Source organism: Streptomyces agglomeratus (assembly GCF_001746415.1).
GTDB classification, from domain to species: domain Bacteria; phylum Actinomycetota; class Actinomycetes; order Streptomycetales; family Streptomycetaceae; genus Streptomyces; species Streptomyces agglomeratus.
This window is the reverse complement of record NZ_MEHJ01000001.1, coordinates 948,105-964,830: the sequence shown is the minus strand read 5'-3', so window position 1 is coordinate 964,830 and position 16,726 is coordinate 948,105. Positions and strand designations below refer to the sequence as shown.

The window sequence follows — 16,726 nt, the reverse complement described above, 5'->3', positions numbered from 1 at the left end:
GGAAGCGGCCTGAAGCACTTCAATGGCGAAGAATTCTGACGTAATCCTTGTAATTCATGACGGTCTCCGCGTGCAGAACCAGCGATTTCCGGTTACTCGTAGGTCATGGCATCGAAGTGGCAGCAAGAGCATGGGGACGACGAACACGGCCGTGACCGCGAGCACCGCCCAGCGGATGCCGGAGCGGGGGCGGAGCCCGCCAGACGTGCGGGACCGGACCCCCAGGTGGAACGGAACGCTCCCGACAAGCCCACCCAGATGGGCAAGCAGTCATGGGGCGCGGTGCTGAAGCGGACGCTGGCGGAGTTCAAGGACGACGAGCTGACCGACCGGGCCGCCGCTCTGACGTACTACGGGATCCTCGCGCTGTTCCCCGCACTGCTGGTGCTGGTGTCGATCCTGGGCATCGCGGGCGAGTCGGCGACCAAGAGCGTCCTGGACAACATCGCGAAGCTGACGCCCGGTGCCGCGCGCGACATCATCACCGGTGCCGTCGAGCAGCTCCAGGCCAGCGGCAGCGGTACGGGTTCGATCCTGGCGATCGTCGGTCTCCTCGGCGCGCTCTGGTCGGCGTCCGGCTACGTGGCTGCGTTCATCCGCACCTCCAATGCCGTCTACGACATCCCCGAAGGCCGGCCGGTCTGGAAGATCACGCCACTGCGTGTGGTCCTGACGCTGGCACTGATGATTCTTGCCTGCGTCAGCGCGCTGATCGTGGTGTTCTCCGGCGCTCTCGCCAAGCAGTTGGGTAGGACCCTGGGGATCGGCGACACGGCCCTGAACGTCTGGTCGATCGCGAAGTGGCCTGTCCTCGTCGTGCTGGTCACCATCATGATCGCGCTGCTGTACTGGGCGTCGCCGAACGCCCGCGGCCGCGGCTTCAGGTGGGTCACCCCCGGCAGCTTCCTGGCTCTGGTGCTCTGGCTGATCGCCTCGGCGGGCTTCGCGTTGTACGTGGCGAACTTTGCTTCGTACAACAAGACGTACGGCACCCTGGCCGGTGTGATCATCTTCCTGGTGTGGCTGTGGATCACGAACCTGGCGATCCTGCTGGGGCTCGAGTTCGACGCCGAGATGACCCGTGAGCGCGCCATCGTCGGCGGCCACCCCAGCGACGAGGAGCCCTACGTAGAGCCGCGTGACACGCGCAAGTGGACAGATGAGGACCGCAAGCGGATGGGCAACGACTGACTGTGCTGCAACGCCTGAGCCGGGATGCCGGCGGACCTGACGGACCCGACGGAGCCCACGCGGCCCCAGGGGCTGACCGAACCGGCACCATACGGCCGAAAGAGGCCGCGACACGTTTCCTCAACCACCTTCGCCGCGTCGACCGGCAACTCACCCACCGGGCCGCCTCGTGGGACTCGGCCTGGGCCCGCAAGGCACTGCCCGCCGTGGAGTCGGCCGCCGAGCGCACCAAACTCTGGTGGGGCGCGGCCGTCACCATGGCTGCCGTCGGCGGCGTGTCGGAACGCAAGGCCGCGGCCGGGGGAGTGGCCGGCATGCTCTGTGCGCAGGTGATCGCGAACGCGGTGTGCAAGCAGCTGTACGAGCGGCGCCGCCCGCCGGCCGACATGATCCCGCACGACGATGTCGAGGACCGGCCGGATAGCTCGTCCTTCCCCTCCGGGCACACCGCCGCCGCCGTGGGTTTCTCCGTCGCGGTCGGCCTGACTTCGCCGTGGCTGGGTGCGGCAGCGGCGGTTCCCGCCGCGATGGTGGCTCTGGAGAGGGTGCATACCGGAGCGCACTACCCCAGCGATGTGGCGGCGGGCGCCGCTATTGGCGTCGGCAGCGCGCTGCTGGTGCATCACGCGCCCAAGCTGCTGGCCCGCGCGATCGTGTAGGAGGGCGGCCCGGCCGCACCGCTGCACGGGTGCGGCCCCCTGGGCCGCCGGCACGGCTGCTCGCCGACCCGGGTGGCAGGCCGCGCGCCAGGTAGCGGTTGCCGGGTGGCCGACCGCGCGCCGAGGAGCGGTTCGAATGGTTCGAATGGTTCCAAGGATGCGAGTGACGGGGTGGATCTTCGTCCCGGGCGCGGGCCTGTCGGCTGGCGGGCGCTCCCGGTAGGCGTTACGACTTGAGATGACAGCCACCACCAGCGGGGCCCCTCGCCGTCGCCACGTCCGGCGCGGGCCGAGAAGCGGCAAGGAAAGGCAGGTCACGACGATGAGCACGTCAGCGGGCCAACCGCCCTACAGGGACGCCGAGGAATCGGTGGGTGACCTGGTCAAGCACGCGTCGGAACAGATTTCCCAGCTGATGCGGCAGGAGCTGCGCCTGGCGCAGGCCGAGATGCGGCAGAAGGGGAAACGTTTCGGACGCGGCGGCGGCCTGCTGGGCGGAGCCGGTGTGGTGGGCTTTGTCGCTCTGCTGGCCGCGGTGACCACCGCGATCGTGGCCCTGGACCTGGTGTGGCCGCTGTGGCTGTCCGCGCTGGTCGTCACCGCCGCCCTGCTCCTTCTGGCGGCGCTGCTCGGCCTGGTGGGCAAGAAGCAGGTCGGCAAGGCCACTCCCGCCACCCCGGAGCAGGCCATCCACAGCATCAAGGCGGACGTGGCCGAGATCAAGGAGAGGGCACGGCGATGACGGACAAGTCAAAGGGCGACGGCGGTTCCTCACTCACTCCGGACGAACTGCGGGCCCAGGTGGAGAAGACCCGGCAGGAACTCGGCCGGACGGTCGAAGCACTGGCCGCCAAGGCCGACGTAAAGGCGCAGGCCCAGCAGAAGGCCGCCAAGGTCAAGGGCATGATGCACGACAAGGCTGCCCATGCCCTCCATACCGCGCACGACAAGACCCCGGAGCCGGTAAGGGAAAAGGTGGCCTCGGCGGGCGATCAGCTGACGGAGACCGCTCACGGGCTGGGGCGCAGGAGGCACAACAGGGACGCGGCGTCCGGTATGGGCGGTCAGGGCGGCCACGCCGGCCGTAACCGCAATCTGCTCGTGTTCGCCGGTCTGGCGGCGGCGATCGCCGTGATCGTCGTCGCTTCACGGCGCGGGGCGAGGTGCTGGTGAAAGCGTCGAAGATTGCTTACAAGCCGCTCGGTCTGGTCCTGGGCGCGCTGAGCGGCGCCCTGGCCGGCGCGGTCTTCAAGCAGCTGTGGAAGGTCACCGGCCACGACGAGGACGCCCCCGATGCGACCGACGAGGAGCGCGGCTGGCGGGAGGTCGTCATCGCCGCTGCCTTGCAAGGTGCGATCTTCGCCGCGGTCAAGGCGGCGGTGGACCGCGGAGGAGCCACGGCGGTACGCCGCCTGACCGGGACGTGGCCCGGCTGACCCGACGGTACGCCGAGACGAGACCCCAGCGCCCGTACGCCGACCGTCCGCGCCGGGCGTTCGGCCCGGACGGCGCCTCAGACCGCTACGCGCCGCTCATCGGCCCCGATGGGGAGGTCGTTGATGCTCGCGTAGCGCCGTCGCATCAGGCCGTCCTCGTCGAACTCCCAGTTCTCGTTGCCGTAGCTGCGGAACCACTGGCCCTCTTCGTTGTGCCACTCGTACTCGAAGCGGACGGCAATCCGGTCGTCCGTGAAGGCCCACAGCTCCTTGCGTAGGCGGTAGTCGAGCTCGCGCTGCCACTTGTCGCGAAGGAAGTCCACGATCTCCGCCCGTCCGCGCAGGAACGTGTCGCGGTTGCGCCACTCGGAGTCCTCCGTGTACGCGAGGGCCACGCGTTCGGGCTCCCGGCTGTTCCAGGCGTCCTCGGCCGCTTGGACCTTCTGCTGGGCCGTCTCGTCGGTGAACGGCGGGAACGGCGGCCTCTTGTCGGACGTCATGCGTCTCCTTCACACCTTCGCATGGGGAGAATGGGCATTCTCCTTCGTCTGAGGCGTTAGCGTAGGAGAACAATGATTCTCTGGCAAGGGGGAACGGTTCATGGAAGCCGCGGCACAAGAGACCCGCATCCTCGACGCCGCCGAGGCGCTCTTCTACGGACGCGGGCTGCAAGCGGTCGGCATGGCCGAGGTCCGCGACGCCTCGGGGGCGTCCCTCAAGCGCCTCTACCAGCTCTTTCCCTCCAAGGACCACCTCGTTGAGGCGTACCTGCGGCGGCGCGACGTGCGCTGGCGGGCCTCACTGGCGCGCCACGCGGAGGCCCATCCCCTCGGCGAGCAGCGGATCCTGGCGGTCTTCGACTGGCTGCGGACGTGGTTCCGGGAACCCGGATTCCGTGGCTGCGCCTTCGTCAATTCCTTCGGTGAGCTCGGTGCCACATCCGATGCCGTCGCCGCCGCCGCCCGCGACCACGTCGACGCCCTGAAGGGCTATCTGGCGGGCCTGGTGAGCGAGGCGGGCCACTCCGCCCGGCTGGCCGACCCGCTCCTCCTCCTCGTCGAGGGCGCGATCACCACAGCCGCAGTCTCGGGGGACAGCGGTGCGGCCGACCACGCCCGGTCGGCGGCACGCATGCTGCTGGAACTGGACTCCGCCGGTTCCAGCAGCCGCGCGCCAGCCCGCGACTGACGGCCCGTCCCCCCTAAGGTCGGCGTCCCCCCGTACGGTCGGCGTGCCCCCGTACGGTCGGCGTCGACCGTCACATCCTCGTCGACCGTGGCATCCGGCTCGTCGACCGTCACATCCGGCGGTCGACGAGGAACGGCAGGAGCGTGAGGATGTCACCGACCGCCGCCGGGGCCAGCGGGACGCTCGTCAGGCATGCGCGCGCGCTGTCCAGATGGCGGCGCGCTTCGGCAAGCGTGGCGTCGCGCCCGCCCGCCTCCTCGACGAGTCCGGCGGCCCGGCGGGCTCCCGCGTCGTCGAGGGGACTGCCCGACGCGAGGAGCGCGACGAGCTGCCGTGCGGCCGGGCTGTCCGTGGAGAGCGCCGCGATGACGGGGTAGGTCTTCTTCAGCCGGCGGAGATCACTGTGCACCGGCTTCCCCGTGACCCGCGGATCGCCCCAGATGCCCAGCAGGTCGTCCACCGCCTGGAACGCCACCCCGAGATGCCGCCCCGCCGCGGCGAGTACGTCGGCCGTTGCGGCCGGTGCCCCGGCCAGCACGGCGCCCAGGCCGGCCGCGCACCCGAGCAGCGCGCCCGTCTTGTGGCCGGCCATCGACCGGTACTCCTGCGGGGACACCGCCCCCGGGCCTCTCCAGGGCCGGGCTTCGAAGAGCAGGTCGTCGGCCTGGCCGCGCACGAGGTCGTTCAGCGTGGCGGCCAAGTGCCGCACCGCCGCCCCGCTGTGTACGTTCCGAGAGGCGGCCAGTGTCTCCACGGCCAGGGCGAACAGCGCGTCGCCCGCCAGCACCGCGGGGCCCGTACCGTACGCCTTCCACACGCTCGCCCGCTGCCGCCGGGTCTCGTCACCGTCCATGATGTCGTCGTGCAGGAGCGAGAACGTGTGGATCAGCTCGACCGCCACCGCGCCGACCACCGCGTCCTCACCACGGCCGCCCGCTGCCTCCGCGCACAGCACCGTGAGGGCTTGGCGCACTCCCTTGCCGCGCGAGCCGGGGCCCGGGCCGGGGACGGGTGCGCCGCCCACTTCGCTCCAGCCGAACGAGAAGGCCGCCATCTCGGCCGGCCAGGGATGCATGCGCTCCACCGCCACGGTGAGCGCCGGCCGTACGAGCTCACGGCAGCGGGCGAGGATCTGCGGCGCGGTGGCCGGGGCAGTCACGGGCACCGTCATCGTCGCTCGCCCTCCTGGTCCGGCGCGGCGGCGACCGGGGTGGCGACCGGCGTCTCCAGCGGGAGTACGCCGAGTTCGGCGTGGGCCTTGTCGACCATGTCCCGCGCGTGGCGCAGGCCGATCCGGTCGAGTGTACGCCGCAACTCGCCCAGCTCGGCGGCTGTCTCGGCCTGGTCCCGGCCGAGGTGGGCGCGGGCCTTCGTTAGCCCGAGCCGCGCGAGCGCCTCGCCCCGCGGCTCGCTCATGGCGCGAAACTCCGCGAGGGCCTGCTCATACACCTGCCGGGCCTCTTCGTAACGGCGGGCACGGTAGAGCACATTGGCACGCATCTTGTGGTTGTAGGCGAGCGCGCTGGACAACTTCATCTCACGGCACGTGACTTCGGCCTCGCCGAGCAGGGCCAGGGCCCGCTCGGGGTCGTCCCGAAGGGAAACGATGTCAGCCATGCCGCGCAGGGCCCAGGCCCGGCCGCGCCGGTCGTCGGCCGCGCCGGCGATCTCGGCCGCCTCCTCGAACATGGCGAGGGCCGTGTCGTACGAGCCGGTGTTGCGGTGTATCTGCGCGATGCCCTCCAGCGCCCATACGGTGTGCCGGGCCTCGCCGCGTTTGCGCGCTTCGGCGAGCAGTTGCTCGTGCAGAGCGGCGACCGCCTGGTAGTCGCCCTGTATGCGCCCGGTCTCCGCGAGACCGGCGAGGGAGTAGCCGCGGGCCACGACGTCCCCGCCCCGCTTGCCCAGGTCGGCGGCGAGCCCCAGCAGCCGGAAGGCCAGCGCGAGCGCGCCACGCTGGCGGGCGAGCGTTCCGCCGCTCCACAGGGCCCAGGCCATCGCTCCGAGGTCGCCCGCCGCACGGGCGGCGCGGTAACTGGCCTTCCAGGCCAGGTCCGCCTCCTCGATGTTGCCCAGCCGGCGGTGCGCCTCGGCCACGGCGAGCCCCGACCGTGCCACCTCCCGCTGCGCACCGGCTGCTTCGGCCGCTCTCAGGTTCTGGATGCCCTTTTCCAGTACGTCCGTCAGAGAGGAGTTCACCGACAGCGCGGTGAGGGCGCCTTGGTACTCCGGCGCGAATGCCTTGCTGTGCATGAGTGCCTTTCGTGCGCGGCCAGGGCAGTGGCGCGGGGCGACTATGCACAGCATGTATACGTGCAGTGTATAGCGGCCTGACCTGCGAACCCTGGTGTCGCGGGAATCTGTGGGGGGAGGGCCGCCGGTCATGGTCGGCGGACCGTCCTGCTGTGGATCAAGACGGCTCCTGCCCGCCCGGGGTTGCTTGCGGGGGACGTGTTTTCTTCCGGGCAGGGGGCTGGGGGCGAACCAGCGGGGCAGGGGGCGCGCCGCGGGTTAGCCGGTGGGAACCGCGAAGACGGGGACGGGGCGGCTGGCGGACAGGGCTTCCGCTCGGGGTCGCCTGGGGGGCCAGGGCGCCGCTCCCCGGCACATCAGGAGGTAACTCGGCGAAGTCGGCCGGTGGTCAGCCGGCGAACCGGCCTGAGCGGCTTACCGGCTGTTCGTTCTCGGCCGCCAGCCGTCGTGCGCCCATGAAACCGGGCTTCCTCAACGTGAAGTCGCGGGGGAGGTCGACCGTGCCGTTGTGGCTGATGATCAGGGGCGGACTGCACGCGTCGTACGGCAGCTCGGGCGACGTGATGCGTACGCGGTACGGCCCCTCGGGCAGTTCAGGAACCACCACGGAAGCCCGCAGGGCGCGGGGGTCCACCTGCGAGGCGAGCACCGCGGCCTCGGACCACTTTCCCTGTTCCGTCCTGCGCTCCAGCAGGACGCAGCACGGATGCCCCAGGCCCCCCGTGATCCGCCAGCTGATCTGCCGACGCTCGACCCAGTGCCAGCACTCCCCTCCGGTGGGTGCCCGTACGAGCAACGCGTCCGAGGCCGGTTCTCGCGTGGCGGTACGGGGTGGGAACAACGCGTCGGTTGCCCGCTTGAGTTGAGCTCTGGCACACGCGATCCAACGCATTCTCTTCCTTCCCTGTCGCTCCCGCGGCGCCGGCGGACCGGGCGGCGCGGGAACGGGTCCTCTGCCATCTGATTTGGGTGTGTCCGCCCGGAAAGCGCCCAACACGGGACCAAAGTCCCGACCGTCCGGGCCCTTCGTCACCGCCCGACTCGTGACCGCCCGACTCGTGACCACACAGGCTGTGACCACAGGCCGGTGCTGTTCCCGGCGGAGCGCTCGGCCGTCCGTCCGCCGGTGAGCGTTCGCGCGCGTCCGGGCCCGCACCTGCGATAGCCGTGAACGGATCTTGCCGTGCGACGCCACGCGGACCGGGGAGGCTGTACGGACTGCGTGGCCGGCCACGAAGGCCCGTCCCGGGGCGGCGGTGAGCGGACTCCCTGACGGCACGGGGCTGACCGCCGTCTTCAAGTCCGGGCGCCCTCGGTCTCCCCGTTCCCGGCGGACCACCTGGGCCCGCTGCTCGGCCCGATGTCGGCCGAGCAGCGTTACGCGCCGTCTCGGAAGCGCAGTACGAAGCGTTTCTGCCAGGGTGTCTCCACAGCGCGCGGGTGGTAGTGCCGGCGCGTGTACGCCACCGCCTCGTCCGCCGGTACCCCGTCCAGGACGGCCAGGCACGCCAGCGCCGTCCCGGTGCGTCCGCGACCGCCGCCGCAGGCGATCTCCACGCGCTCGTCGGCCGCCCGCTCCAGGGCTTCACGCAGTACCTCCGCGGCCTGCCGACGGTCGTGCGGGAGCCGGAAATCGGGCCAGCGCACCCAGCGGGCCTCCCACGCCGTGGCCGCGGGCTCCCTGCCCAGCAGGTGGACGGCGAAGGACGGCGACGGCCCCGGCGGGAGCGGACGGCGCAGCCTCCGGCCGCGCACGAGCAGGCCGGAGGGCAGTCTCATGACTCCGGCGTCGGACGGGCTCCACTTCTCGGCCATGGGCCCAGCCTATGGGCGCCCGGAACGCGTAGGAAAACCCGGTCGGTGGGCCGCGCTCCGACGCCGGGACCCGGGACCCCCGCATACAGCACGCCGGTGAACGCCCGGCCGGGGCAGGGCCGGTGCCTCCTCCGTACGCCGCCCGCTTGCGCGCATGTGCGTGAACATGCGCGTCCGTCCGGGTGGGGCCGCGGAGCTGATCATGTGTCAGGGGAAGCCTCTCCAGCGGGCGCGCACGAGCGTGCCCGATCCTTCTCTAGGAGAGCAACATGCGTATCCGCACCGCGATCGCCGCCACCGCCCTGGCCGCCTCCGCCGTCCTCGGCGGCGCGGGCTCCGCCCTCGCCGACGCCTACGCCGAGGGCAAGGTCAAGCACTCGTCCGGTGTGCTCTCGGGCAACCTCATCCAGATCCCGATCCACGCCCCGATCAACGTCTGCGGCAACACCGTCAACATCATCGGCCTGCTCAACCCGGCCGTCGGCAACCACTGCTTCAACAAGTAGTCACCGCGCTGCCCGGCCCCGCTCCGAGCGGGACCGGGCAGCGGCGCCACCACCACCGCCGGACGTTGCCGACGGGCCGGGGCTTGCGGCCGCGTCGCGTCAGGCGGCCGTCATCTTCGGCATCTCGCCCTTCGTCGTCTTCATGTCGATCACGGCGAACGCCGCACCCTGCGGGTCCGTGAGCGCCGCGAACCGGCCGAACGGGCTGTCCATCGGCCCGAAGTGCAGCGCGCCGCCGCGCGCGGTCGCCTTGGACACCGCCGCGTCGCAGTCCTCCACGGTGAAGTACACCTGGATGTACGGCGGGATCTCGGGCGGGAACTCCTCCGTCATCGTCATCCGGCCCAGGACGGAGTCGTCGCCGACATTGAAGACCTTGAAGTCCATGGCGTCGTCTTCCATCCGCTGCACGCTGTAAGGGAAGACGGCGGGGAAGAAGGCGTCGGACTTCTCGGGGTCGCGGGTAAAGACCTCGGCCCAGGCGTACGCACCCGGCTCACCGCGCTTCTCGAATCCTTCGTGCGTGCCCGCCTGCCAGACGCCGAACGCCGCACCGCTGGGGTCTTTCGCGATCAGCATGGAGCCGAAGTCGCCGACCTGCATCGGCTCCATCAGCACCTCGCCGCCGTTGTCCCGGATCTTCTGTGCGGTGGCGGTGACGTCCGGCGACGCCAAGTACAGGCACCAGGCCGACGGGCTGTCCTGGCCGGGCATCGGCGGCACGACGGGCGGCCACCGCCTTGCCGTCCGAGTAGGCCTGCGTGTAGTTGCCGAACTCCGACGAACTCTCACCGAACGTCCAGCCCAGTACGTCGCCGTAGAAACTCTTGGCGCCCTCCACGTCGGTGAACATCGCGTCCGCCCAGCACGGGGTGCCCTCTGGTTGCACGGCCATCGTTTCGCTCTCTCCTGCTCGAATGATTGGTCCGGTTTTTTACGGTATCCAGTCATTCGTCGCCCCGCGCGCTGCGTGCCGCCGCACCGGGGGCTCCCGCACGCGTGTGCGGCGGCAGGTGGCGAAGGCCGAAGGGGTGACGGTACGCAACCAGGCGGGTGACTCCGCGCCCGTGGCGATCACCGGAACAGGCCGGCATGCGTTGAGGTGGGCTCGCACTTTCGCCCGTCGCCCCTCGGGGGCCGGGCGGTCCCACTCTCATCTCCTGGAGGTTCCATGCTCCGCATCCGTGCCCGCCGGCTGTCCGCCGCGGTGAGCACCGCCGCCATGGCGATGACCGTCACGGGCGCCCTCGCCCTCCCCGCCCACGCAGCCCCCGCGCCGAAGGCGGAGTCCAAGGCGAAGGTGCTCAACTGGCTGGCGCACAAGCACTCGGACAGCCTGCCGCGCTCGCTGCGCAAGGGCTCCGACTGGACGTCGTACGCGTACCTGTACGACTTCAAGAAGGGCAAGCCCGGCAAGAAGATCGGTGACGCCACCGCCCATTGCAGCGCTGTCGAGGTGACGCCCCACAGCGTCGTCGCGCAGTGCCAGAGCGTGCTGCGCACCGACGGCGGCAGCATCACCGTGAGCGGCACCATCGATCACCACCGCTCCGGCCCGTACGGCGGCGACGCGGCGATCACCGGCGGCACCGGCAAGTACGAGGACGCCGAGGGGCAGGTCGAGGCCGTCTTCCACGGCGACTACGCAAAGCTGCGCGTGACGCTCGACGACTGACGAGCGGTACGCCGTGCGCCCGCCCCGTCCCCCTGGGGCGGGCGCACGGGTGATTGACAACCGATGGGGCCTGTGTGGGGGAGAGGGGAACAAGCCCAGAGTGCCTGAAGTTACCGACCCTCTGCTGAACCTCGTGCGGTGGCACAAGGAACCCGTGGTCGTACAGACCGTCAGGTCCACCGTCGCCGCCGTGATCTCCTACGTCGTCGCCCTGATGCTGAGCAGCGAACCGGCGCCGCTGACCGCCCCGCTGACCGCGCTGCTCGTCGTCCAGGTCACCCTGTACGCGACACTCACCACCAGCATGCGCCGCATGAACTCCGTGGTGGCCGGCGTGGTCATCGCCATCGGCTTCAGTTCACTGGTCGGGCTGAGCTGGTGGAGCCTCGGGCTGATCATTCTCGCTTCGCTGACCATCGGCCGTTTCGTCAAGGCCGGTGAGTTCGTCCCCGAGGTGGCCATCAGCGCCATGCTGGTGCTCGGGGTGACGCGGGTGGCCGCGACGGCCTGGGACCGGGTCCTGGAGACACTGATCGGGGCGGTCGTCGGGCTGCTCTTCAACGTCCTGTTCGCGCCACCGGTCTGGGTGCAGCCCGCCAGCGCGGCCATCGAGGGGCTCGCGGGCCGCATGCGGGACCTGCTGATGCACCTGGGCGAGGAGGTGCGTGGCCACACGACGGTCGCGGAGGCCGCGGAGGCGCTGCACGAGGCGCGCCGGCTGGACCACGACATCGTCGAGGTGGACGCGTCCCTGCGGCAGGCGGAGGACAGCCTCCGGCTGAACCCCCGGGTCAAGGAAGGGCTGCTCTTCCGCGTCGTGCTGCGCACCGGCCTGGACACCCTGGAGATCTCGGCGGTGGTGCTCCGTACGGCGTGCCGCACCCTGACCGACCTGGCCAAGGCCCGTACGGACGAACCGCTCTTCCCCGAGGAGATCGCCACCGCCCTGACGGAGCTGTTCACCCACATGGCCCGTGCGATCGAGAGTTTCGCCGTACTGATCACCACACAGGTCAGCGTCAACGCGGAGGAGGCGGAGGAGCGGCTCCTCAGGGAGCTCGCCGCGAGTCGCGCCAGCCGCGAGATCGTGGCCCACCTGCTCCTCGACGGCGTGAAGGAGCATCCGCGCCAGTGGCAGCTGCACGGCGCGCTGCTCGCCGAGATCGACCGGATCCTCGACGAGCTGGACGTGGAGAAGCGGTCCATGCGGCTGGTGGAGGAGCTGGACCGTCAGTCCCGTGAGCAACGGGAGAAGTACCCGGTGGTCGACAAGCTGCGGGGCCGGCTGCGCCTCGGCCGCTCGCGGGAGCTGCCCGAAGAGCACCTCGACTAGGCGGGTAGCCGGGCGGCGACCGGGTACCCGCTGCTGTGCCAAGATCCGCGCGGCAGGCACGCTGCCGCGCGTCACCAGGAGGAGGCGCAGATGAGCACGGTGAAGGAGACGGTAGAGGTCGAGGTCCCCGTCCGTACCGCCTACAACCAGTGGACGCAGTTCGAGGAGTTTCCGAACTTCATGGAGGGGGTGGAGGAGGTCAGGCAGATCGACGACCGCCACAACCACTGGACCACGAAGATGGGCGGGGTGAAGCGGGAATTCGACACCGAGATCGTCGACCAGCTTCCCGACGAGCGGATCACTTGGCGTACCACCGGCGGCGACACGCACCAGAAGGGCATGGTGCGGTTCCAGCGCCTCGACGACACGCACACCCGGGTAGAGCTCGTGATGGACGTGGACACGAGCGGCCCGGCCGAGAAGGCCGCGGACATGACCGGCATGATCGACCGGCGGGTCAAGGGAGACATGCGGCGGTTCAAGGAGTTCGTGGAGCACCGCGGCGGTGAGTCCGGTTCCTGGCGCGGCCGCATCCGGCCCGGCGGCTGACGTGCGCGTACGGACGGCCCTGACGCCCGCCCCGGCGTCAGGGCCGTCGCCCATGCCTGCCCCGGCGACAGAGCCGTCGCTCATGTCCGGCCCCGCGTCAGGCCCGTCGCCCATGCCCTCCCCGCGCACCGCCGTCTCCAGCGGGAGATGAGACACGACGGGATTGAGCGGGGGCTTGTCAAGTTTGCTGCGGCGAGCTATATAGGTGTTGTCGCCATGTGCATCCCGTATCCGGGAAAGGAGTGACCAATGATGCTCATGCGTACCGACCCCTTCCGTGAACTCGACCGCCTCACCCAGCAGCTGATGGGCACCACCGCGAGGCCGGCGGCCATGCCGATGGACGCCTATCGGGAAGGCGACACCTTCGTCGTCGAACTCGACCTGCCCGGTGTGGACCCCGAGTCGATCGACCTCGACGTCGAGCGGAACGTGCTGACCGTGAAGGCCGAGCGCCGTTCCCGCGCTGGCGAGGGCGCGGAGGTCCTGATCGCCGAGCGGCTGACGGGTTCCTTCAGCCGCCAGATGTTCCTGGGCGAGACGCTGGACACCGAGCGCATCGACGCGTCGTACGACGCCGGCGTGCTGCGCCTGACCGTTCCGGTGGCGGAGCAGGCCAAGCCGCGCAAGATCTCGATCACCGGGGGCGGCGGCCCCAAGGAGATCGGCGGCTGAACCCGGAGGGGCGGGACCCGGCCGCGGCCGGGTCCCGCCCGTTTTCCCGGCCCGCCACGGGCGGGCGCGAGCCGAGCAGGACAAGCGCGTAAGAAAAGAGGGCCGGCGGCATGGTGATGAAGTGGGACGCGTTCCTGTCCGCCGTTCAGGAACGAGGTCAGTACTCCTCACGGCAGGAAGCCGAGCGGGCGACCCGCGTGGTGATCGCCCTCCTGGGCGCGCACGTTGTGGGCTCCGAGCGGTCCGAGCTCGCCGCCCGGCTGCCGGAGACGTGTGCGCTGCTGCTGCTCAACCCGCTGCCGGCCGCCGAGCCGCTGGGACCGCAGCGGTTCGTGCGGGCGACGGCGGCGTGGATCGAGGGCGCCACGGAGGAGACGGCGAAGTGGGACGTCAGCGCCGTCCTGAGTGTCGTCGCCGACGCGGCCGACGACGAGCTGATGCGGCGAGTCCTGCTCCAGCTGCCCCCGGGCTACGACCTCCTCTTCGGCCGCCCCCAGCCGACGTGAGCTGTGGGGCGTTCGGCGGAGTCGGCACGGCGGCCGGACGAGCCCGCACATAAGGTGCTGCCTTCCCCGAGAGAAGGCATGCTGAATTCGACACCAATCGGTACCGATCGGTCACCGACCAGTCACCACCCGGACATCGTCCGGTCATCACCCAAAAACAGCAGAGAGGCAGGTAGCCACAGTGATGCGGTGGAAGGAACTCGTACAGCAGGTCCGCGTCTCGGGGCAGTACACCACCGATGCCGAGGCGGAGCGCATCCTGCGCACCGTACTGACTGTGCTGGGCACGCATACCAGTGGTGATGTACGCCGCGAACTGGTGCGCCTGCTGCCTGTCGAGGCGGCCGTCATCCTCGCCCGGCAGAGCCCGGCAGTGCGGTCCCTGACCGCGCCGGAGTTCGTCGAGGCCGTCGCGGCGAGACTGGGCGGGCTCACACCCCCCGCCGCACGCTGGGGAGTGAGTTCCGTACTCGGCGTCCTGGCCGACTGCGCCGGTGACGACCTCACCCGGCGCATCACTGCGGCGCTGCCACGGGGTTACGCCCTGCTCTTCGGCCGAGCGGAACTGGCTCCGGCTGCCGCCTGAGCCGGTATCGCCCTGTCGGTCCGGCAGGGGGACGCGTTGACGCTTCCCCCTGCCGGACCGACGCATACGGTCGTACGCTGGCTGTATGACGGACAAGGAACGCGTGACGATCACGATCCCGGCGGAGAGCGCGGCCGCGCTGAGAAGGCTCGCCAAGGAGAAGCGCATCGAGTCCGTGTCGGCGTACGTGACCGAGGCGGTCGAAGAGCGCCTCGGCCGCGAAGAGCGCGCCCAGCGCATCATCGAGGGCTGGGCCGCGGAGGTCGAGCGGACCAGCACCGAGCAGTGGGCCGAGGCCGTGGAGTGGGCGCGGGCCTCCGACCGGCGCGGCGATGACGAAGCGGGCGCGGCCGCGTGATCGGCGGGTACATCCTCGACACCGGCGCCATAAGGCAACTCGCCCTCGGGCGCCCCTTCATGGTGGCCCGGGTCGTGGTCTCGGTCGAGCAGATCCAGGTCCTGTACGTCCCCACCACGGCTCTCGCCGCCGGTCTCATCGGCCACGACATCTCGCCCCGCCGACGGGAGCAGGTCGACCTCGCGCTGGCCGCCCCGGTTTTCGAGTTCCACGGCCTCGACCGTCCGGCCGCCCTGGCGGTCGCCGAACTCGCGACCATGGCCCAGGTCGATCTCGCCACCGCCCACGCCGGGCACCTGGCTCTGCGCCGTCCGGGGTGGCCCGTTATCACCGACCGGCCGGCCGAGCTGCACAAGATGAACCCGGGCATCGAGACGGTCGAACTGCCCTAGGCCCGGCTGACATCAGGGCGTAAATCCGGCCGCATACCCCGTCGGCCGCCTTCGTCGCGGCCGCGTCCGCTCTCCTGGCCGCGTTCACGGCCCGTCCGTCCTCCTGGCGGCGTTCTCGGCGCGGCGACGGGCCTCGCGGGCGGCTGTGCGCGCTTTCCCTGCCGTGCCCCGCGCGGCCACGGTCTCCTCGCGGGCGGCCTTCCGCCGCTCCTGGGCCTCCTGCAACTGCTGGGACAGGGTGGCGACCTCGTCCTCCGCCTCCCGCAACGCGGCCTCGGCCCGCGCCAGTTCCGCCTCGGAGTCACGGGCTCGCCGCTCGGCCTCCGTGGCCTCCTCCTCGGCCCGCGCGAGCCGGGCGAGCCGCTCCTTCTGCCTCTCCTGTTCCTGTTCTTGTTTTTGTTCCTTCTTCCTGGCCTCGGCGGCGGAGGCGCCGACGCGGCGACCGGTGGAAGGGGCCGGGCCGGAAGGGGCGGTGGCGGCGGTGAAGCCGACCGGCGGGCTGAGCGGTTTGGTGAGATGGCCCGCGGCCCACTCCTGTGCGGCGTCCGGGTCGGCGAGGACGGCGTGCAGCGTGCCCTCGATCTCGTGCAGTACGTCCTCGCTGACCGGGTGGCCGGCTTCGGCGGCCAGCCGCTTCGCCTGCCGGGCCAGCGCGCCGACCAGGTCGTGCTGCCGGCGGACCAGTTCTCGCAACTGCCCGCCGTCGAGATCGCGGTGTGCCTGGCGCATGGCTTCGCCGAGGCTGATCAGGGGCTGGACCTGCTCCGGCTGCGCGCGTACGAGCAGATTGCCGGCCCACGCCGAAAGCGTCGGGCGCCGCAGCGTCTGGATCCGCCCCGCCAGCTCGCGGTCGCCCGCCGTACGGGCCGCCGCCGCGCGCTCGTTCCTGGCGGCGGTGAACCGGGCCGGGGGCAGCCCGTACAGCTCGTCGATGACGCTCTCCAGGTCCACACGCCATCATCTGCCCCGCCGGGCCCGGAGCGCCGCCCGGGGATTGCCGGTCGGCGTAGCGCGCGCCGGTATCCGGGTGATGTGTCGCGCGGCGGAAGATCCGACAGGCGGACGGGTGGGACGATCGGCCGGGGGCTGCCGTACGCCTCCGTATGCCGGCTGACGAGGAAAGGGCTGACCGTGGCGGGAGAGGATCTGGGGCGTCTGTTCGGAGGGCTGCTGGGAGGAGCCGACGGAAGGGCGGGCCTCCTCGGCTCGCTGCTGGGCTCACTCGGCGGCAGCACGGCGGGAAGCGGCAATCCGCTGGACGGACTGCTGGCCGCGCTCGGTGAGGGGGGTCTCGGTCATCAGGCCCACTCATGGGTGGGCGCGGGCGCCAACGAGCCCGTCGACGGCGCGCAGCTCGCACAGGCGCTGCCGCCGGACACGCTGGAGGAGGTGGCCCGGGAAGCCGGGCTGCCGACGGACGAGGCGGCCGATCAGCTCGCTCAGGTCCTGCCGCAGGCGGTCGACAAGCTGACCCCGGGCGGACAGCTCCCGCACGACACGACACTGGAAGACCTGATCAGGTCCCGGACCCCCTGACGCCGCCGAGCCCGTACTCCACGGGCTGCCCGTACGCCATTGGCCGCGCCCGCGCCGGGGGCGGT

At 71.0% G+C, this 16,726-nt stretch carries 22 protein-coding genes and 1 pseudogene; 16 read left to right on the top strand and 7 right to left on the bottom strand.

From position 1 onward, the window contains the following. Positions 1-105: 105 nt before the first annotated feature. From AS594_RS04010 to AS594_RS03990, 5 genes are all read left to right on the top strand, one after another. Positions 106-1,191: a YihY/virulence factor BrkB family protein gene (locus AS594_RS04010; RefSeq protein ID WP_079148296.1), complete on the top strand. Its 1,086-nt coding sequence runs from the start codon at positions 106-108 to the stop codon at positions 1,189-1,191. Positions 1,192-1,397: 206 nt separating this feature from the next. Then, positions 1,398-1,850 carry a phosphatase PAP2 family protein gene (locus AS594_RS04005; RefSeq protein WP_240508929.1) on the top strand — a complete coding sequence of 151 codons (453 nt, stop codon included), beginning with the start codon at positions 1,398-1,400 and terminating at the stop codon, positions 1,848-1,850. A 322-nt stretch (positions 1,851-2,172) separates the two neighbouring features. Beyond that, positions 2,173-2,592, top strand: a complete 420-nt coding sequence (locus AS594_RS04000; RefSeq protein WP_069925686.1) for a phage holin family protein — start codon at positions 2,173-2,175, stop codon at positions 2,590-2,592. Continuing rightward, positions 2,589-3,023: a DUF3618 domain-containing protein gene (locus AS594_RS03995; RefSeq protein WP_069925685.1), complete on the top strand. Its 435-nt coding sequence runs from the start codon at positions 2,589-2,591 to the stop codon at positions 3,021-3,023. The genes AS594_RS04000 and AS594_RS03995 overlap by 4 nt, the downstream gene beginning before the upstream one ends. Then, a complete protein-coding gene (locus AS594_RS03990; protein ID WP_069930260.1) occupies positions 3,020-3,286 on the top strand; it encodes a DUF4235 domain-containing protein in 267 nt (88 codons plus the stop codon). Before AS594_RS03995 ends, AS594_RS03990 begins: the two co-directional genes overlap by 4 nt. A gap of 77 nt (positions 3,287-3,363) precedes the next feature. On the opposite strand, the gene AS594_RS03985 is transcribed toward AS594_RS03990, so the two are convergent. After that, complete coding sequence (locus AS594_RS03985) at positions 3,364-3,786, bottom strand: nuclear transport factor 2 family protein (RefSeq protein WP_069925684.1); 423 nt, start codon at positions 3,784-3,786, stop codon at positions 3,364-3,366. 100 nt (positions 3,787-3,886) lie between these two features. On the opposite strand from AS594_RS03985, the gene AS594_RS03980 reads away from it, so the two are divergent. Continuing rightward, complete coding sequence (locus tag AS594_RS03980) at positions 3,887-4,474, top strand: TetR/AcrR family transcriptional regulator (protein ID WP_069925683.1); 588 nt, start codon at positions 3,887-3,889, stop codon at positions 4,472-4,474. A 109-nt stretch (positions 4,475-4,583) separates the two neighbouring features. Here AS594_RS03980 and AS594_RS03975 read toward each other — a convergent pair whose 3' ends face one another. From AS594_RS03975 to AS594_RS03960, 4 genes are all read right to left on the bottom strand, one after another. After that, entirely contained in the window at positions 4,584-5,645 is a 1,062-nt protein-coding gene (locus AS594_RS03975; protein WP_069925682.1) for a polyprenyl synthetase family protein, read from the bottom strand. After that, entirely contained in the window at positions 5,642-6,727 is a 1,086-nt protein-coding gene (locus tag AS594_RS03970) for a tetratricopeptide repeat protein (RefSeq protein WP_069925681.1), read from the bottom strand. Before AS594_RS03970 ends, AS594_RS03975 begins: the two co-directional genes overlap by 4 nt. A gap of 388 nt (positions 6,728-7,115) precedes the next feature. After that, positions 7,116-7,619, bottom strand: coding sequence for a hypothetical protein (locus AS594_RS03965; protein ID WP_141747148.1), 504 nt, complete (start codon positions 7,617-7,619; stop codon positions 7,116-7,118). Between the two features lie 485 nt (positions 7,620-8,104). Continuing rightward, positions 8,105-8,542: a protein-tyrosine phosphatase family protein gene (locus tag AS594_RS03960; RefSeq protein WP_069925679.1), complete on the bottom strand. Its 438-nt coding sequence runs from the start codon at positions 8,540-8,542 to the stop codon at positions 8,105-8,107. Positions 8,543-8,811: 269 nt separating this feature from the next. Between AS594_RS03960 and AS594_RS03955 the strand changes: the two genes are divergently transcribed. Beyond that, on the top strand, positions 8,812-9,048 hold the full coding sequence (locus AS594_RS03955; protein ID WP_069925678.1) for a chaplin: 237 nt from the start codon (positions 8,812-8,814) through the stop codon (positions 9,046-9,048). A gap of 99 nt (positions 9,049-9,147) precedes the next feature. Here AS594_RS03955 and AS594_RS03950 read toward each other — a convergent pair. Beyond that, a pseudogene (locus tag AS594_RS03950) lies at positions 9,148-9,943 on the bottom strand (VOC family protein). Positions 9,944-10,219: 276 nt separating this feature from the next. Between AS594_RS03950 and AS594_RS03945 the strand changes: the two are divergent. The 8 genes from AS594_RS03945 (at position 10,220) to AS594_RS03910 (ending at position 15,125) form a co-directional block, all read left to right on the top strand. Continuing rightward, positions 10,220-10,723 (top strand): hypothetical protein, encoded by a 504-nt coding sequence (locus AS594_RS03945; RefSeq protein ID WP_069925676.1) that lies wholly within the window; start codon positions 10,220-10,222, stop codon positions 10,721-10,723. 100 nt (positions 10,724-10,823) lie between these two features. Then, positions 10,824-12,056, top strand: coding sequence for an FUSC family protein (locus tag AS594_RS03940; protein ID WP_069925675.1), 1,233 nt, complete (start codon positions 10,824-10,826; stop codon positions 12,054-12,056). Positions 12,057-12,146: 90 nt separating this feature from the next. After that, positions 12,147-12,608 carry an SRPBCC family protein gene (locus AS594_RS03935; protein WP_069925674.1) on the top strand — a complete coding sequence of 154 codons (462 nt, stop codon included), beginning with the start codon at positions 12,147-12,149 and terminating at the stop codon, positions 12,606-12,608. 249 nt (positions 12,609-12,857) lie between these two features. Continuing rightward, a complete protein-coding gene (locus AS594_RS03930) occupies positions 12,858-13,283 on the top strand; it encodes an Hsp20/alpha crystallin family protein (protein WP_069925673.1) in 426 nt (141 codons plus the stop codon). Between the two features lie 110 nt (positions 13,284-13,393). Next, positions 13,394-13,789 carry a DUF2267 domain-containing protein gene (locus tag AS594_RS03925; RefSeq protein ID WP_069925672.1) on the top strand — a complete coding sequence of 132 codons (396 nt, stop codon included), beginning with the start codon at positions 13,394-13,396 and terminating at the stop codon, positions 13,787-13,789. Between the two features lie 184 nt (positions 13,790-13,973). Then, the gene (locus AS594_RS03920; RefSeq protein WP_069925671.1) at positions 13,974-14,375 is read left to right on the top strand and encodes a DUF2267 domain-containing protein; all 402 of its coding nucleotides are present in this window, start codon (positions 13,974-13,976) and stop codon (positions 14,373-14,375) included. Positions 14,376-14,460: 85 nt separating this feature from the next. Beyond that, on the top strand, positions 14,461-14,733 hold the full coding sequence (locus AS594_RS03915; protein WP_069925670.1) for a ribbon-helix-helix domain-containing protein: 273 nt from the start codon (positions 14,461-14,463) through the stop codon (positions 14,731-14,733). Continuing rightward, positions 14,730-15,125: a hypothetical protein gene (locus tag AS594_RS03910; RefSeq protein ID WP_069925669.1), complete on the top strand. Its 396-nt coding sequence runs from the start codon at positions 14,730-14,732 to the stop codon at positions 15,123-15,125. Before AS594_RS03915 ends, AS594_RS03910 begins: the two co-directional genes overlap by 4 nt. Before the next feature lie 84 nt (positions 15,126-15,209). Here AS594_RS03910 and AS594_RS03905 read toward each other — a convergent pair whose 3' ends face one another. Then, on the bottom strand, positions 15,210-16,076 hold the full coding sequence (locus tag AS594_RS03905) for a hypothetical protein (RefSeq protein WP_069925668.1): 867 nt from the start codon (positions 16,074-16,076) through the stop codon (positions 15,210-15,212). Positions 16,077-16,256: 180 nt separating this feature from the next. Here AS594_RS03905 and AS594_RS03900 point away from each other — a divergent pair, with 180 nt between their 5' ends. Then, positions 16,257-16,661, top strand: coding sequence for a YidB family protein (locus tag AS594_RS03900; RefSeq protein ID WP_069925667.1), 405 nt, complete (start codon positions 16,257-16,259; stop codon positions 16,659-16,661). Positions 16,662-16,726 lie beyond the last annotated feature (65 nt).

Bases quoted from the DNA above. Each gene is read 5' to 3' on its own strand.
- AS594_RS03975 (WP_069925682.1), bottom strand. From the start codon at position 5,645: ATGACGGTGCCCGTGACTGCCCCGGCCACCGCGCCGCAGATCCTCGCC.
- AS594_RS03955 (WP_069925678.1), top strand. From the start codon at position 8,812: ATGCGTATCCGCACCGCGATCGCCGCCACCGCCCTGGCCGCCTCCGCC.
- AS594_RS03915 (WP_069925670.1), top strand. From the start codon at position 14,461: ATGACGGACAAGGAACGCGTGACGATCACGATCCCGGCGGAGAGCGCG.
- AS594_RS03985 (WP_069925684.1), bottom strand. From the start codon at position 3,786: ATGACGTCCGACAAGAGGCCGCCGTTCCCGCCGTTCACCGACGAGACG.
- AS594_RS03965 (WP_141747148.1), bottom strand. From the start codon at position 7,619: ATGCGTTGGATCGCGTGTGCCAGAGCTCAACTCAAGCGGGCAACCGAC.
- AS594_RS03925 (WP_069925672.1), top strand. From the start codon at position 13,394: ATGGTGATGAAGTGGGACGCGTTCCTGTCCGCCGTTCAGGAACGAGGT.
- AS594_RS03970 (WP_069925681.1), bottom strand. From the start codon at position 6,727: ATGCACAGCAAGGCATTCGCGCCGGAGTACCAAGGCGCCCTCACCGCG.
- AS594_RS03980 (WP_069925683.1), top strand. From the start codon at position 3,887: ATGGAAGCCGCGGCACAAGAGACCCGCATCCTCGACGCCGCCGAGGCG.
- AS594_RS03945 (WP_069925676.1), top strand. From the start codon at position 10,220: ATGCTCCGCATCCGTGCCCGCCGGCTGTCCGCCGCGGTGAGCACCGCC.
- AS594_RS04010 (WP_079148296.1), top strand. From the start codon at position 106: ATGGCATCGAAGTGGCAGCAAGAGCATGGGGACGACGAACACGGCCGT.
- AS594_RS03920 (WP_069925671.1), top strand. From the start codon at position 13,974: ATGCGGTGGAAGGAACTCGTACAGCAGGTCCGCGTCTCGGGGCAGTAC.
- AS594_RS03930 (WP_069925673.1), top strand. From the start codon at position 12,858: ATGATGCTCATGCGTACCGACCCCTTCCGTGAACTCGACCGCCTCACC.
- AS594_RS03995 (WP_069925685.1), top strand. From the start codon at position 2,589: ATGACGGACAAGTCAAAGGGCGACGGCGGTTCCTCACTCACTCCGGAC.
- AS594_RS03935 (WP_069925674.1), top strand. From the start codon at position 12,147: ATGAGCACGGTGAAGGAGACGGTAGAGGTCGAGGTCCCCGTCCGTACC.
- AS594_RS04000 (WP_069925686.1), top strand. From the start codon at position 2,173: ATGAGCACGTCAGCGGGCCAACCGCCCTACAGGGACGCCGAGGAATCG.
- AS594_RS03960 (WP_069925679.1), bottom strand. From the start codon at position 8,542: ATGGCCGAGAAGTGGAGCCCGTCCGACGCCGGAGTCATGAGACTGCCC.